This is a genomic window from Streptomyces sp. NPDC059092 (assembly GCF_042756365.1).
Taxonomy (GTDB): Bacteria; Actinomycetota; Actinomycetes; order Streptomycetales; family Streptomycetaceae; genus Streptomyces.
In genome coordinates this window covers 28,745-42,795 of the sequence record NZ_JBHZEJ010000074.1, presented here as the reverse complement: position 1 = coordinate 42,795, position 14,051 = coordinate 28,745, and the positions used below count along the sequence as shown (strand labels likewise).

The 14,051-nt window shown below is 71.7% G+C and carries 12 protein-coding genes and 1 pseudogene; 6 read left to right on the top strand and 7 right to left on the bottom strand.

The features are described from left to right. Positions 1-331: 331 nt before the first annotated feature. On the bottom strand, positions 332-898 hold the full coding sequence (locus tag ACFXPL_RS31200) for a MarR family winged helix-turn-helix transcriptional regulator (protein WP_384925911.1): 567 nt from the start codon (positions 896-898) through the stop codon (positions 332-334). Between the two features lie 155 nt (positions 899-1,053). On the opposite strand from ACFXPL_RS31200, the gene ACFXPL_RS31195 reads away from it, so the two are divergent. Then, positions 1,054-2,346 (top strand): MFS transporter, encoded by a 1,293-nt coding sequence (locus tag ACFXPL_RS31195; protein ID WP_384925909.1) that lies wholly within the window; start codon positions 1,054-1,056, stop codon positions 2,344-2,346. An 18-nt stretch (positions 2,347-2,364) separates the two neighbouring features. On the opposite strand, the gene ACFXPL_RS31190 is transcribed toward ACFXPL_RS31195, so the two are convergent. Both ACFXPL_RS31190 and ACFXPL_RS31185 read right to left on the bottom strand, forming a co-directional pair. Continuing rightward, positions 2,365-4,041, bottom strand: a complete 1,677-nt coding sequence (locus ACFXPL_RS31190) for a SpoIIE family protein phosphatase (RefSeq protein ID WP_384925907.1) — start codon at positions 4,039-4,041, stop codon at positions 2,365-2,367. Positions 4,042-4,233: 192 nt separating this feature from the next. Further along, complete coding sequence (locus tag ACFXPL_RS31185; RefSeq protein ID WP_384925914.1) at positions 4,234-5,637, bottom strand: NAD(P)/FAD-dependent oxidoreductase; 1,404 nt, start codon at positions 5,635-5,637, stop codon at positions 4,234-4,236. A 460-nt stretch (positions 5,638-6,097) separates the two neighbouring features. On the opposite strand from ACFXPL_RS31185, the gene ACFXPL_RS31180 reads away from it, so the two are divergent. Continuing rightward, on the top strand, positions 6,098-6,916 hold the full coding sequence (locus ACFXPL_RS31180) for a TetR/AcrR family transcriptional regulator (RefSeq protein ID WP_384925905.1): 819 nt from the start codon (positions 6,098-6,100) through the stop codon (positions 6,914-6,916). Positions 6,917-7,174: 258 nt separating this feature from the next. After that, the gene (locus ACFXPL_RS31175; RefSeq protein WP_384925903.1) at positions 7,175-9,349 is read left to right on the top strand and encodes a sigma-70 family RNA polymerase sigma factor; all 2,175 of its coding nucleotides are present in this window, start codon (positions 7,175-7,177) and stop codon (positions 9,347-9,349) included. Here the strand turns inward: ACFXPL_RS31175 and ACFXPL_RS31170 are convergent. Continuing rightward, positions 9,336-10,133, bottom strand: a complete 798-nt coding sequence (locus ACFXPL_RS31170) for a DUF5984 family protein (protein ID WP_384925901.1) — start codon at positions 10,131-10,133, stop codon at positions 9,336-9,338. The two genes, ACFXPL_RS31175 and ACFXPL_RS31170, sit on opposite strands and share 14 nt — an antisense overlap. A 162-nt stretch (positions 10,134-10,295) precedes the next feature. On the opposite strand from ACFXPL_RS31170, the gene ACFXPL_RS31165 reads away from it, so the two are divergent. Both ACFXPL_RS31165 and ACFXPL_RS31160 read left to right on the top strand, forming a co-directional pair. Continuing rightward, positions 10,296-10,829 (top strand): RNA polymerase sigma factor, encoded by a 534-nt coding sequence (locus ACFXPL_RS31165; RefSeq protein ID WP_384925899.1) that lies wholly within the window; start codon positions 10,296-10,298, stop codon positions 10,827-10,829. Positions 10,830-10,840: 11 nt separating this feature from the next. Next, entirely contained in the window at positions 10,841-11,644 is an 804-nt protein-coding gene (locus tag ACFXPL_RS31160; protein WP_384925897.1) for a hypothetical protein, read from the top strand. Between the two features lie 251 nt (positions 11,645-11,895). Here the strand turns inward: ACFXPL_RS31160 and ACFXPL_RS31155 are convergent, their stop codons facing one another. Together ACFXPL_RS31155 and ACFXPL_RS31150 are read right to left on the bottom strand one after the other, a co-directional pair. Beyond that, a complete protein-coding gene (locus tag ACFXPL_RS31155; protein ID WP_384925895.1) occupies positions 11,896-12,102 on the bottom strand; it encodes a DUF397 domain-containing protein in 207 nt (68 codons plus the stop codon). Positions 12,103-12,124: 22 nt separating this feature from the next. Next, a complete protein-coding gene (locus ACFXPL_RS31150; RefSeq protein ID WP_384925893.1) occupies positions 12,125-12,988 on the bottom strand; it encodes a helix-turn-helix domain-containing protein in 864 nt (287 codons plus the stop codon). A gap of 370 nt (positions 12,989-13,358) precedes the next feature. Here ACFXPL_RS31150 and ACFXPL_RS31145 point away from each other — a divergent pair, with 370 nt between their 5' ends. Continuing rightward, a complete protein-coding gene (locus ACFXPL_RS31145; RefSeq protein ID WP_384925891.1) occupies positions 13,359-13,778 on the top strand; it encodes an ATP-binding protein in 420 nt (139 codons plus the stop codon). Between the two features lie 100 nt (positions 13,779-13,878). Here the strand turns inward: ACFXPL_RS31145 and ACFXPL_RS31140 are convergent. Continuing rightward, positions 13,879-14,046 (bottom strand): annotated as a pseudogene (locus ACFXPL_RS31140) (VOC family protein); the annotation flags it as partial. Between the last annotated feature and the right edge of the window lie 5 nt (positions 14,047-14,051).

The window sequence follows — 14,051 nt, the reverse complement described above, 5'->3', positions numbered from 1 at the left end:
TTTCCCTTTCCGGCGAGTCCGACTCTATCAGATCCTTTCGGGCCTGATTCCCAGTCAGCGGGGCTTGTCCTCCCGGCCCTGCGGCCGTTCCGACGTTCCAAACCTTAGCCGATTCCGCAGGTGACTCATAATCGAGTCTTCGAAATGAATTTCGGCATGCCGAAATTCGTCCCTGCCAGGGGATCATGCTGTGTTTTGGGTGCCGCTACTGCGGCGGAGTGGCTGTCGCGGAACCGTACCGGCCCCGTGACAACTCGAAGAACCTTACGGACCGGCCGGGGGCGTGTCAAACCGCTGTCGCTCCCTCCGCCATCCCTCCGCCGACGCCCCGTCACTCCAGGTCGGTCAGGCGTCCGCCCGCGTCCGGCTGGGCGTGTTCCACGCGGCGGAGGAGGCGGATCAGCATCTCTCCGAGCACTCCGCGTTCGTCACCCGTGAGGTCCTGCAGCAAGTCCTCCTCGAAGTCCGAGGCCATGCGCATCGCCGCGAGCCACTTCGTACGGCCTTCGTCGGTCAGCTCCACGATCACGCGGACGCGGTTCGTCTCGTCGCGGTCGCGCGTCACCAGGCCCTCGCCCGCCATGCGGTCGATGCGGTGCGTCATCGCGGCCGGGGTGAGGCCGAGTCGCTTGGCGAGTTCGCCGGGGCCCAGACGGTAGGGGGCTCCCGCGACGACCAGGGTCTTGAGGACTTCCCACTCGGCGTTGCTGATGCCGAGGTCGGCGACCTGTCTGCCGTACGCGACGTTCATACGGCGGTTCAGCCGGCCGAGTGCCGAGACGATCTGCTCCACCTGGGGGTCGAGATCGCGGAACTCACGCTGGTAGGCGGTGATCTGCTCGTCGAGGCTCGGCTCCTGGAGATCCGGCGGGCCGGGTTTCTCGGGGGTGTCGGACATCGGGGCAGTATGCCACGGCCTCTGTTGGCGTTGAAGTCCTTCTCTGTGTACTGTTTAGCTTCTAAGTTTAGCTTTGAAGTCTTCAAGGTTGAGTCTTCGACCCCTTGATCCTTCGACCCTTTGATCCTTTGAGGTAGGTGAGTGTGACCAGGGCGATGGGCGCATCTTCGGCGATGCGCCGGATCCAGACGGGGAACGCGCTGAGCGCGTTCGGCCTCGGATTCACGGTTCCGTATCTCTATGTGTACGTGGCTCAGGTGCGGGAGCTGGGCGCGAGTACGGCCGGTGCCGTCCTGGCGGTCTTCGCGCTGGCCGCGCTGGTGGTGCTGCCCTTCATCGGGCGGGTGATCGACCGGCGCGGTCCGCTGCCCGTCCTGGTGGGCGGCGCTCTCGTCGCCGCCGTCGGGGCGCTCGCCATGGGGCTCTCCGCCAGCGTGCCGGCCGCCGTGGCCGCCGCCGGGCTGCTCGGCGCCGGGACCGCTGTCATGCAGCCCGCGCTGGCCACGATGATCGTCTGGTCCTCGTCGCCGTCGACCCGTACCAGGGCCTTCGCCACCCAGTTCTTCCTGGCCAATCTCGGGCTCGGCGTCGGCGGGCTGATCGGCGGGCAGCTCGTCGACGAGAGCGATCCCGGCAGCTTCGTCCTGCTCTTCTCCGTCGAAGCCGTGATGTTCCTCGTCCTGGCGGCCATCGCCGGCACCGTCCGGCTGCCCCGCCCCGCCGCCCTCCCGTCTCTGCCCGGTGCCCCGAAGAAGGGGATGCGCGCCCTGCTGAGCCACCGGGCCATGGTGCACCTGTGCCTGCTGGGCTTCGTGCTCTTCTTCGCCTGTTACGGGCAGTTCGAGTCGGGCCTGGCGGCGTACGGCACCGAGGCGGCCGGGATCGATCCCTCGACGCTCGGGATCGCGCTGGCCGCCAACACGGCGGTGATCGTGGTCGCGCAGTTCGTCGTCCTGCGGCTGGTCGAGCGGCGCAGGCGCAGCCGGGTGATCGCCGCGGTCGGGGTGATCTGGGCGCTCGCCTGGATCGTCGCCGGGTTCTCGGGGCTCGGGCACGGTGGCCAGACGGTGGCGACGGCCGCGTTCGTCTCGACGTACGCGCTGTTCGGGCTCGGCGAGGCGATGCTGTCGCCGACGGTCGCCCCGCTGGTCGCCGATCTCGCGCCCGCCGAGTCCGTCGGTCAGTACAACTCGGCGTTCGCGCTGGTCAAGCAGGTCGCGCTGGCGGTGGGACCGGCAGTGGGCGGGCCGATGGGCGCCGCGCTGCACGGCCCGTACATCGTGACGTTCGTGCTCTTCTCGCTCGGTATCACCGTCCTCGCCCTGCGGCTGGGGCGGCAGCTCACGCCCGTACAGGACCAGCCGTCGCTCGCGGCGGGCTCGCGGGTCGTGGCGCAGGGGATGCCCGAGCCCGCGACCCCCGTGGCCGTGAGTGTGCCCGTGCGCTGAACGGACGGGCGGACTGCGTCACTGCGGCAGCGCGAACTCGCACCAGACGGCCTTGCCGCCACCGGGGGTACGGCGTGAGCCCCAGGACGAGGCGATCGTCGCGATGATGGAGATGCCGCGGCCCGCCTCGTCCGCCGGTTCGGCGCGGCGCCGCCGGGGCAGGTGGTCGTCCCCGTCCGTCACCTCGATGATCAGCCGGCGGTCCGTGCGGCGGAGTCTGAGGCGCATGGGCGGGGTGCCGTGCTGGAGGGAGTTCGCGACCAGTTCGCTGGTGGCGAGCACCCCCAGATCGCGCAGTTCGACCGGGAAGCGCCAGGAGGAGAGCACGCCCGTCGCGAAGGCGCGGGCGCGCGGGGCGGCTTCGACGCCGCCGAGCAGATCCAGCGCCGCGTTGTGGAACAGCTCCGCGTCCGCGCCCGTACGAGCAGGGTGCTGGAGGACGAGCACCGCGACGTCGTCGTCGTGGTCGTCGGTCACGCCGAGGGAGCGGATCAGCCGGTCGCAGACGACCTGGGGAGACCCCTGGGCGCCGGACAGCGCGCGCTCCAGGGAGGCGACGCCCTCGTCGATGTCCTCGCTGCGGCGCTCGACCAGGCCGTCCGTGTAGAGGACGGCCGTGGAGCCGGGCGGGAGGCCGATCGAGCCCGAGGTGTGGAGCCAGCCGCCGGTGCCGAGCGGCGGGCCCGTCGGATCCTCGGCGCGCTCGACGGAGCCGTCCTCCGCGCGGACCAGGATGGGCAGATGGCCGGCCGAGGCGTAGACGAGACGGCCCTCGTTGGGGTCGTGGACGGCGTAGACGCAGGTGGCGATCTGGCTGGCGTCGATCTCCGCGGCGAGTCCGTCGAGGAGCTGGAGCACTTCGTGCGGCGGCAGGTCGAGCCGGGCGTAGGCGCGGACGGCGGTGCGCAACTGCCCCATGACGGCGGCGGCGCGCACGCCGCGGCCCATGACGTCGCCGATGACCAGGGCCGTACGGCCGGCGCCGAGGGTGATCACGTCGTACCAGTCGCCGCCGACCGCCGCGTCCACGCCGCCGGGCCGGTAGGTGGCGGCGACGCGCAGGTCGTCGGGCTGCTCCAGCTCCTGCGGGAGCAGCGAGCGCTGGAGGGTGACGACCGTACGGCGGTGGCGCTGCTCGCTGGTGCGCAGCCGCTCGGCAGCCTCGGCGTGGTCGGTGACGTCGGCGGCGTGGACGAGGATGCCCGCGGTGCCCTGGCAGGTGACGGGGGAGCAGGTGACCGTGTAGGAGCCCTCCGTACGGTCGGGGCGGTCCGTACGGGCCGTGCGGTCCCGGTGGCTCTGTGCCTTGCGGGACTTGACGGTGCGTGACGTGCCGCTGCGCCGGACCTGGTCGAGCAGCGGGAGCAGGCCCAGCTCCGCCAGCTCGGGGCAGCTCTCGGCCGCGGTGGCGCCCAGGGGGCGCGGGCCGAACGTCGACGCGTACGCGTCGTTCACGTACGCCACGCGGTGGTCGGCGCCGTACACCAGGGCGACCAGGGCGGGCAGTTCGCCGAGGATCTCCCGCACGGACAGCTCGTCGAGCGACGGGATGGAGGGGAGCGCGGGAATGTCCGCCGCAGGCTCGGGCTTCTGTTCGTACTCACCACGGGCCGCCGGCACGGAACCGCGGTCCGTCCGCGCGGCGGCGCGGCGCTGTGTACCGGGGAGCCGGGCGCTCCAACGCGTGAAGTTCACGGATTCTCTGGCCTCATGGTGTCGTGTGTCGTGCTGTTGGTCATGGCCGGGCGGCGGGGCTGTCGGGCCGGATCACTCTGTGCAGATGTGGGCCCACCTATGGTCACACGTCCAGTGTGACCGACCGCACTGACAGGGACGCGGGGGGATGCGGGGGGCCGGAGGTCGTCCGGGTCGCCGGGTCCTCCTGCCTCACGCCTCCTCGGGTCCTGGTGAACCCTCGGTCCTCTCCGAACGGTCGGTTCCCCGGGGACGGTCGGTCCCTTGGGAACGGCCGCTTCCCTGGGAACGGTCGGCGCCACGGGATCGTTCGCCGCCTGCGGCCCATTCGAATTCGGCGCGCGGGTGTTCCAGTGAGCCGAGGGAGACGATCTCCCGTTTGAAGAGCCCGGACAGGGTCCATTCCGCGAGGACGCGGGCCTTCCTGTTGAAGGTGGGAACACGGCTGAGGTGGTACACGCGGTGCATCAGCCAGGCCGGATAGCCCTTGAGCTTCCGGCCGTAGACGTGCGCCACGCCCTTGTGGAGACCGAGCGACGCGACCGATCCCGCGTAGGCGTGACGGTAGTCCTGGAGCGGTGCGCCGCGCAGGGAAGCGAGGATGTTCTCGGCGAGAACTCTGGCCTGCCGTACGGCGTGCTGCGCGTTGGGCGCGCACTCCTTCCCGGGTTCGTCCGAGGTCAGATCGGGTACGCCGGCGGCGTCGCCGGCCGCCCAGGCGTGTTCGGTGCCCTCGACGGCGAGTTGCGCGGTGCAGCGGAGCCGGCCGCGGCCGTCGAGCGGCAGGTCGGTGGCGGCGAGGACGGGGTGCGGCTTGACGCCCGCGGTCCACACGACCGTACGGGTGGGGAAGCGGGCGCCGTCGCTGAGGACGGCGACGCGGTCCTCGCAGGAGTCCAGGCGGGTGTCGAGCCGTACGTCGATGTTGCGGGCGCGCAGCTCCCGTACCGCGTACTTGCCCATCACGTCGCCGACCTCGGGGAGGATCCGGCCGGTGGCCTCGACGAGGATCCACTTCATGTCGTCGGCCTTGATGTTGTGGTAGTACCGCGAGGCGTAGCGGGCCATGTCCTCCAGCTCGGCGAGCGCCTCGACGCCCGCGTAGCCGCCGCCGACGAAGACGAAGGTGAGGGCGGCGTCGCGGATCGCGGGGTCGCGGGTGGAGGAGGCGATGTCCATCTGTTCGATGACGTGGTTGCGCAGGCCGATGGACTCCTCGACGGTCTTGAAACCGATGCCGTGCTCGGCGAGTCCGGGAACGGGGAGGGTCCGGGAGATGGAGCCCGGGGCGAGGACGAGTTCGTCGTACGTGAGGTCGACGGTGCCGGTGCGCTCCTCCTCGGAGGCGAGGGTGCGCAGGGTCGCGGTGCGCTTGGCGTGGTCGATGGCGGTGGCCTCGCCGATGAGGATCTGGCACTGGTCGAGCACGCGGCGGAGCGGGACCACGACGTGGCGGGGCGAGATGTTGCCGGCGGCGGCCTCGGGGAGGAACGGCTGATACGTCATGTACGGATCGGGCGACACCACGACGATCTCGGCCTCACCGCTCTTCAGCCGCTGCTTGAGCTTCCGCTGGAGCCGCAGGGCGGTGTACATCCCGACGTAGCCGCCGCCGACCACCAGGACGCGGACCTTGGGCGGACATGCCTCGGGCGGCGGTGCCTCGGACGCGGGTGCGGGGGTCGTTCCCCGGGAGATCTCAGCCGTCACCTTCCCATGACGCACCCGGCGCCGTTGTTTGTCCACAGGCGCGACGCATTGTATGACCGGAGATCGTCGGCGGGCTCGGCCGGTCGCGGGCGGGCGACGGCGCGGTGACGGGCGGAGGCGCGCAGGTCAGCGGGGGCGGCACGGGGGAAGGGCGGGGGACGAATCAGGCATGTTCCGGTCCTTGCTCCGATCGGGGGGCGCTCCGTGCGGAACTACCCTCTTCTGAATTGCCCCGGGCTCAACTATGTTCGTACCTCGTCGGGGTGTCCGGCCGGTGACCGGACCGGGAACCCGGCAGCCAGGCGGGGAGTCTCCGGGGGGAGACATCATTACCGGGGGAACGCTTATGCACATTCAGGATTCTCATTGGCAGGCCGGCGTCGTCACGGAGGGTGACGGACGGGTGGCCGACGAGCGACGACTGGGTGCGGTGGGGGGCGGCGGAGCAGGGCGTGCCGCACCCCTTCGCGTGGACGCACAGCGCAATCTGGAGCACGTACTGCGCGCGGCTCGTGAGGTGTTCGGCGAGTTGGGGTACGGGGCTCCCATGGAGGACGTGGCGCGGCGCGCCCGGGTCGGGGTCGGTACGGTCTACCGGCGCTTCCCCAGCAAGGACGTGCTGGTCAGGCGAATAGCCGAGGAGGAGACCTCCCGGCTGACCGACCAGGCGCGTACGGCGCTGGGCCAGGAGGAAGAGCCGTGGTCCGCGCTCTCCCGCTTCCTGCGCACTTCGGTGGCGTCGGGCGCGGGGCGGCTGCTGCCTCCGCAGGTGCTGCGTGTCGGGGCGGACGCGGACGGCGCGGACGGCGCGGTGGCCGGGCGGGGCGTGGCGGCGGACGAGGCGCGGGTGCCGCAGCAGCGGCAGGCGGGTCAGCCCGATCTTCGGGTCGTCGGTTCGCGGGTCCCGTCATCGCCGTCGGCTTCGGTCTCAGCCCCGGCGGGCGATCTGGACGACCCTGGCGTCGTCGAACTGCTCGGTGTCGTGGGGCAGTTGGTGGAGCGGGCACGGGCGGCCGGTGAGCTGCGCGGTGATGTGACCGTGGCGGACGTCCTGCTGGTGATCGCGACGGCGGCGCCCACGCTGCCGGACGCGGTGCAGCAGGCGGCGGCTTCGGCGCGACTGCTGGACATCCTGCTGGAGGGGCTGCGGTCCCGGCCCGTGTAGTTCGGTGCCGCGTGATGCTCACGCTCGCGCGGCGGGGGCCGGTGCGCACCGGCGCACCGGCTCTTTCGAACTGGCTTGCCGATGTGCGGCGTTGATCTTTCCCCGAAAGGGTGAAGGTTAAAGCCGCCATCGGTGAAAGCCCCCCGGACGAGTGGCGCGGGGATCGAAGCCCTGGGTCCGGCGTGGCGCGCTGTGGCACGCTGGCCCGGTGTTTGGGTCAGAGGCGGTGCGTACGGGGCACGTGCGGGGGTTTCCGCGATGAGCGGTGACGGACGGGACGAGCCGCTGGACGGCAGTGCCGCCGACGGTGCCGACCGTACCGCCGGTGGCTCCGGTGACGGCACGGGATCCGACGATGTGGCGTCTCCTCGCCACGTGCCGAACCAGGGCGGGCCGAAAGAGCCTTCTGGTGTTCCGGGTGTTCCGGGGCAAGGCGGGCCGGTGGGTCCCGTGGGGCCCTCGGGGTATCCCGGGCCGGTCGTCCCGCATCCCGCGACCGGTGCGGTGGGGCCGGGTGCCCAGGACCGGTCCGGCGAGCCGGACGGCAGCGTCCCCACCCAGCGCGAGCGCGCCGGCGGGTCGCCGCTCCCCGGACCGTCCGTCCCCGGACCACCGACGCCCGGGCGGCCGGCGGCGCCGGGGGAACCGGGCCGGGGCGGGCCGCCTCCCTCGGACGCCGATCTGATCCGGCGGATGCGGGACGGCGACGACAGCGCGTACGAGGAGTTGTTCCGCCGCCACTCGGATCCGGTGCGCAGGTACGCGCGTACCTGCTGCCGCGACGCGCACACTGCGGACGACCTGACGGCCGAGGTGTTCGCCCGTACGCTCCAGGCGGTACGGGGCGGGGCCGGGCCCGAGCAGGCGGTGCGCGCCTATCTGCTGACGACCGTACGGCGAGTGGCGGCGTCCTGGACGAAGTCCGCGAAGCGCGAGCAACTGGTCGACGATTTCGCCCTGTTCGCCGCGCAGGCCACCCGTACCTCCGAGGTCTCGGCCGAGGACACCCTCGATCTGGGCGCGGACGTCCTGGCGATGCACGAGGCCGAGCAGTCCATGGCCATGCAGGCGTTCCGCAGCCTGCCGGAGCGCTGGCAGGCCGTCCTGTGGCACACCACGGTCGAGGAGGAGTCGCCGAGCAAGATCGCGCCGCTCTTCGGGCTGACCGCCAACGCCACGGCCGTACTGGCCAGTCGGGCGCGCGAGGGCCTCAAGCAGGCGTATCTCCAGGCGCATGTCAGCTCGGCGCTGACCTCGGAGGGCGACTGCTCGCGGTACGCCGACCGGCTCGGCGCGTATGCCCGGGGCGGCCTGCGCATGCGCGCCGAGCGCGGGCTGCGCAAGCACCTGGAGGAGTGCGCGAAGTGCCGCCTCGCGGCCGGTGAGTTGGCGCAGGTCAACGCGGTGATCCCGGCAGCGGTGCTACCGGTCGCGGTGATCGGCTGGTTCGCGACGGGGTACTCGCTCAAGGCGGCCGGCATCGTGGCGGGCGGAGCCGCGGGAGCGGCGGGCGCGGGCGCAGCCGCGGCGGCGGGCGGAGCCGCGGGTGGGGCCTCCGGCGGATCGGCGGGTGCGGGTGCCGGCGGTGCGGGCGCCGCGTCCGAGGGGCTGGGCGCCCCGGTGAAGGCGGGGATCGCCGGGCTGCTGGTGGTCGCCGCCGCCGCCGGCCTGGTGTACGCGCTGACGGGCAGCAGCCCGCAGCCCGACGCCAAGCCCCAGGAGAAACCGCCGGTCGCACAGCCACTCGTACCGCAGGTGCCGGTCCCGTCGTCCGCCCCGGCCGCGCCGCCCGCACCCCCGGAGCCTCCCCCGGCCTCGTCCGCCCCGGCTCCGGCCCTGACTCCGGCTCCGATTGCGAAGAAGCCCACCCCGACGCCGCCCCCGCCCTCCACGAAGCCCGCGCCGAGCCCGAGCCGTACGACCCCCGAACCCTCGCCCACGCCGCCTCCCCCGCCGGAGCCGACCTCCCGCCCGAAGCCGCCACCACCGCCGCCCGCACCGGCCGACTACCAGGTCAACGAGTTGTCGTACGGCATCCTCGGCGACGGCGAGGAGCCCGAGGTGCGGCTCGCGGAGAGCGGCTGGCTCTGGCAGCGGTCGAGCGTGTCCATCGGCGGCACGCGCTACGCCCACGGCGTCACCATGCACGCCGCGTCCTCGGTGACCATCGACCTCAACCGGAGCTGCTCCACCTACGCGGCACTGGTCGGCGTGGACGACATGACGCTCGGCCAGGGCTCCGTGCGCTTCTCCCTGTACGGCGACGGCGCCCGCCTCTGGCGCTCCCCCGTACTGAACGGCGGCGACGCGGCGGTTCCCGTACAGGTGGGCATCTCCGGACAGCGCACCATCCGCCTGGTCGTGGAACCGCACACGCCCTTCGGCGCCGTCGCCCTCGCGGACTGGGCGCGGTCCCGGATCAGTTGTCGCTGAGCCCGGGGGTGAGGAGCTGGCGTACACCGGTCCGTACGGCGTCCCAGTCGGTACGCCGCTCGTGCTCGCGCGCCCGCCGCAACCAGGTGGCCCGGTCCCGGTGTTCGCGGCGCAGCGCCGCCACGTCCGTCTCGGCGCCGTGCCCGGGACCCGACTCCTCCAGCGCGTCGATGCGCCGGTCCATCGCGGCCAGCAGCGCCCGGTCCAGTTCGGTCACCGCCGCGAGGAACTCGCCCGTGGGCAGGGTCACCCGGCCCTTCGGCGGGCCGGCGAACTCGATGACGCCCTCCGGGTCCCGCTGGTGTTCCCAGGCCATGGTGACGGTGTCGTCCGTACCGACGACGGTGCGCCAGCAGCGGATGTCCGGGGCGACGCGCAGATAGCCGGTGTACAGGTGGCCCGCGCCGTGCCAGTCGAGAGCGACCTCGGCCTCCGGGGTGTCGCGCCACTCCCACGCCGGCGAGAGGGTGGCGGCCACGGCCACCAGGTCCTGCGGCACCGGTTCCAGCGCGCCCGACACGAGCGCGAGCAGGTCCTCCCACAGGCGGACGACGTAGTAGTCCACGTACGGGTGCGGCGGCCCGCCCTCGCTCCCGCCCCGCAACTCCCCCACCGTGCGCTCGGAGTAGCGCAGCAGCTCGTGGCCGCCGAGGTCGAGGCAGTACCAGCCGTCGGTCAGTCCGAACCAGTGCGGCACGGGACGCTCGGCGCTCCACGGCCTGATCCTCTCCAGCGGGGTCAGGCCGAAGCGGACGCGCAGGACGACGGGGTCGACGGGGTTCACCGGTCCAGTTTCCCAGCCGTACGCACCCGTCGTCGGCCACCGGGACGAGCGACGACGGTCGACGCGGACCGGGGCCGAACGGTGCCGATACGAAGGTGACCGGGCCCTGTTGCACTTTCATGGGTGGTGGACACGTAAGGGCAGACGCGAGGAAAGGACGCCATGCCCATCCAGACCGAAGCCCAGTTCACCGAGGTGTACCGGGCCCACTACGAGGACCTGTCGCGCTTCGTACGCCGTCGCGCCCACCCGATGAACGTCGACGACATCGTCGGAGAAACGTTCCTCACCGCGTGGCGCCGCCGGAGCGAACTGCCCGAGGATCCGCGCCCCTGGCTGTTCCGTACCGCACGCAACGCCATGCTGAACGCGCAGCGCGGCATGCGCCGCCGGTCCGCGCTCGAAGTGCACATCCAGCAGTCGCCCGACACCGCGGCTTCGCGGGTCACGCCCGATGTGTCGGACCAGGTGGACAGCCGGCTCGAACTCGGCGCCGCCTGGCAGGAACTCACCCCGACGGACCAGGAAGTGCTCGCCCTGCACGTCTGGGAGGAACTCTCCGCCCGGGACGCGGCGAAGGTCCTCGGCTGCACCCGTGCCGCCTACGCCATGCGGCTCACCCGCGCCAAGCGCCGTCTGGCCGCGCGCCTCACCGCAGACACCGCCCTTTCGCCCGCCCTCGCCCTGACCCGCTGACTGGAGACACCATGACCAACGACCTTCTCTCCCGTCTGGCCAAGCTGGACGCCGCCCCCCGCACCGAGCCCTCCGCCGCCGAGATCGACCGCGAGGAGACCCTGCTGCGCTCCGTGCTGAGCGACACCGAGCAGCCCACCCGGTCGGCCGGCGCGGCCTTCCGCCGCCCGCTCGTACGGCGCACGGTGTTCACCCTGGCCGGCGGACTCGCCGCGGGCGTGGCCTTCGTGGCGGTGACAGGCGGCCTGCCCGGCCTCGGCGGCTCCGGACCGCTGCCGTCGTCGGAACTGGCGAGCTGGACGCCCACCCCGAACGCCCTGGACATCTCCGCCGGCAAGGGCTCCGCCGCCGAGAAGGCGTGCCTGGAGGTGGCGGGGGAGCGCCCCGGCGGCCCCGCGCCCACGATCGCCAACGCCGACGTGCGCGGCAAGGTCGCCTCCATGATCGTCATGTGGGGGGACGAGGACGCGTCGTACTGCCTGGCCGCCTCGGACGGCACCGGCATCTCGATGGCCATCGACCCGACCGCCGAGGTCGGCGCCGAGGCCGTCACCCTGGACACGCTGGGCGCCCGCGGCAGCGACGACGGCCAGTTCAACTACGCGCTCGGCTCGGTGGGCACCGACGTCAAGGACGTCACCGTGCGCGACTCCGGGAAGACCGTGCACGCCACGGTGCAGGACGGCCGGTGGACCGCCTGGTGGCCGGAGGGCGACCCGGACGGCCTGATCACCGGCACCGTCACGCTCACCCTCACGGACGGTACGGACCGGACGGTCACGGGCGACGAGCTGATGGCCCAGCGACCCGAGTGATCCGGGCGGCCGGCTCCGCCGCCGTCGCGGCGGCGGGGTCGCTCGCGGTGACATGCGGGGCGACCGCGCCGGCCCCGGAGCGATCCGGCCGAACCGCAGGAGCCGTTCCCGGGACCTGACGCGTCCGGCCCGCGTGGAGGGTCGCTGCCGCTCCGTCTCGGAGCGGCTCCTCCGGCGTGGCCCGATGTCCTCGACGAGCCGCTTCAGACCGGGGTTCCGCCGACCCGTACTCTCCGACCGACCGGCGAGGATCAGACCTCGGAACCGTCGTCGGCCCTGAGCGCCGCGACGAACGACGTCCAAGCGCCCGAGCCGAAGGCCAGGCGGGGGCCACCCGGGTTTTTGCTGTCGCGTACGGGGACGGCGCCAGGGGCGTTGTCGCGCACCTCTACGCACTGGCCGTTCCCACTGCTGTAGCTGCTCCTGCGCCATACGGACTCAGTGGCTTCGTACTGCATTTCCAGCCCCCTCTTCTCTTCTTCAGTCTCTCGCCGCCGCGATCTCGGTCAACAGGGCCGCGCTGTCATCCGGCCCGACGGCCACCGCTTGCAGATGCTCGAACATCGACTTGTAGCGGCGCATCTCCGCCTCCGACTCAAGGAACAAGTCTCCGGCTGGGGTGTCCACATAAACCAGTTCCGGATCTGCCGGATCCGGGAAGTCCATGTGAACGAAGCTACCGGTCATCGCCGCATGAGCGCCCTTCTCAAAAGGGATCACCTGGAAGGTGACGTGGGGCTCCTCCATGAGTTGGAGCAGGTGTTTCGCTTGCCCTCGCATCACGTCGCGCCCTCCGACCACCCGCCGAAGAGCAGCCTCATCAACGATAGACCAGAGCCGCAGCGGGTGCTCCTTCGTGAGCAACACCTGTCGCTCCACGCGAGCTTGGACGCGCTGCGCCACTTCTTTCTGACTGGCCGTGGGCAGTACACCTCTGATGACCGCTTGAGCGTAGGGCTCCGTCTGTGCAAGGCCCGGCACGAACAGCGACTCGTAGTTGCGGACCGTACGAGCCTCCGTCTCGAAGCCGATGTACGCGGTGTACTCCTCGGGCAGCTCCGAGTGGTACGGGCGCAACCAGCCCTGGTCGTTCGAGCCGCTCTGGACCGCCAAGAGGTCGGCCCGCTGCGCCTCGGTCGCCCCGTACAGGTCCAACAGGGCCAGCAGCGTGCGCTTTTGAGGTCGCGCCCTGGCCTTCTCGATGCGGTACAGGGTGGCCGCGTTGATGTTGGTCCTCGCCGTCACCTCCTCCCGCGTCAGCGCCGTCGCCGTACGCAGGCGGCGCAGTTCGGCTGCCAGACGGCGCAGCCTGACGGTGGGCGGATTGGGTCGCTTCTCCGGCACGGTGACACTCCTTCGCCTTCCAGTGCGTTCCGTGAGTGTGCACGTTCACTGTGTAACCATTCAAGTCACTCGAACGCCTGGAAGTGATTCGCAACCCTTGCATTCTTCGAGTCGGCGAGGGCAAGCTGAGCGCGATCACACACTGTCGACCATCGGTGACAGTGAGATGATCCGGGGTGGGCTGCGCTGCCACCTGACGAAGAAACCCTCGCGACCGACGCGACCGGTCCGAGGGCATGGTCAACACTTCGAAGGAGCGTCAACGCATGGACTTTATCGTCCGTCTCTTCAGGCCGCTGTCGCGGCCCCGGCTTCCCGAAGGCGGGATCGAGGGCTTCGGCCCGGCCCTCACGGTGAGGGGGCCGGGCTGATGGCTCACGTACCGCACGTACGCGATCACAGCAGTGACGCCGTGGTGTTGCGGTGGAACCGGCATCCGTCGTCCGTCGGGCTGGCGCGGCTGGAGTTGCGTAAGGCGCTGGCCGGTTGGGGGTTGAGCAGGCTGGAGGACTCGGCCCTGCTGATCCTCTCCGAACTGCTCACCAACGCGGCGCGGCATGCCCGTGTCTCGCCGGGGCGGGAGATCGAGACCCGGTACCTCACCGGGCCGCACGGGCTGCGCATCGAGGTGCATGACGCCTCGCGCGAGCAGCCCAGGCCGCAAGCGCCCGAGCTGGACGCGTGCGAGGGGCGGGGTCTCGTCATCGTGGAGGCGCTCGCCGATCAGTGGGGCGTCAGCGAGCGGGAAGGCGGGGTGGGCAAGGTCGTCTGGGCCACCCTCTCGGGCTGAGGGCGGTGACGGAGCCTCGCGGGCCGTGGCCCGTGAGGCTCCGTCAGGGCGGCCGGCCGTCACTCTCCGGGCTGACCGCCCGCCCACGGTCACCGCGCCTCGGGACCGGTGCTGCCAGGACCTCCTCGACGGTCGGCTCCCAGGAACCGATCTCGGCCTTGCCCTCGCTCCGGTCGATCACCGTGAAGTCCAGGACCGCGCACCAGAAGGCCGCGAGCCGCTCCGGATCGTGGCAGTCGACGACCAACTCGGTGAACCTACTGGCCATGTCTC

What these genes read in the sequence shown, in the direction of transcription:
- ACFXPL_RS31200 (WP_384925911.1), bottom strand. Translation starts at nt 898, where the DNA reads ATGTCCGACACCCCCGAGAAACCCGGCCCGCCGGATCTCCAGGAGCCG.
- ACFXPL_RS31195 (WP_384925909.1), top strand. Translation starts at nt 1,054, where the DNA reads ATGGGCGCATCTTCGGCGATGCGCCGGATCCAGACGGGGAACGCGCTG.
- ACFXPL_RS31185 (WP_384925914.1), bottom strand. Translation starts at nt 5,637, where the DNA reads ATGTACACCGCCCTGCGGCTCCAGCGGAAGCTCAAGCAGCGGCTGAAG.
- ACFXPL_RS31180 (WP_384925905.1), top strand. Translation starts at nt 6,098, where the DNA reads ATGCACATTCAGGATTCTCATTGGCAGGCCGGCGTCGTCACGGAGGGT.
- ACFXPL_RS31175 (WP_384925903.1), top strand. Translation starts at nt 7,175, where the DNA reads ATGAGCGGTGACGGACGGGACGAGCCGCTGGACGGCAGTGCCGCCGAC.
- ACFXPL_RS31165 (WP_384925899.1), top strand. Translation starts at nt 10,296, where the DNA reads ATGCCCATCCAGACCGAAGCCCAGTTCACCGAGGTGTACCGGGCCCAC.
- ACFXPL_RS31160 (WP_384925897.1), top strand. Translation starts at nt 10,841, where the DNA reads ATGACCAACGACCTTCTCTCCCGTCTGGCCAAGCTGGACGCCGCCCCC.
- ACFXPL_RS31155 (WP_384925895.1), bottom strand. Translation starts at nt 12,102, where the DNA reads ATGCAGTACGAAGCCACTGAGTCCGTATGGCGCAGGAGCAGCTACAGC.
- ACFXPL_RS31145 (WP_384925891.1), top strand. Translation starts at nt 13,359, where the DNA reads ATGGCTCACGTACCGCACGTACGCGATCACAGCAGTGACGCCGTGGTG.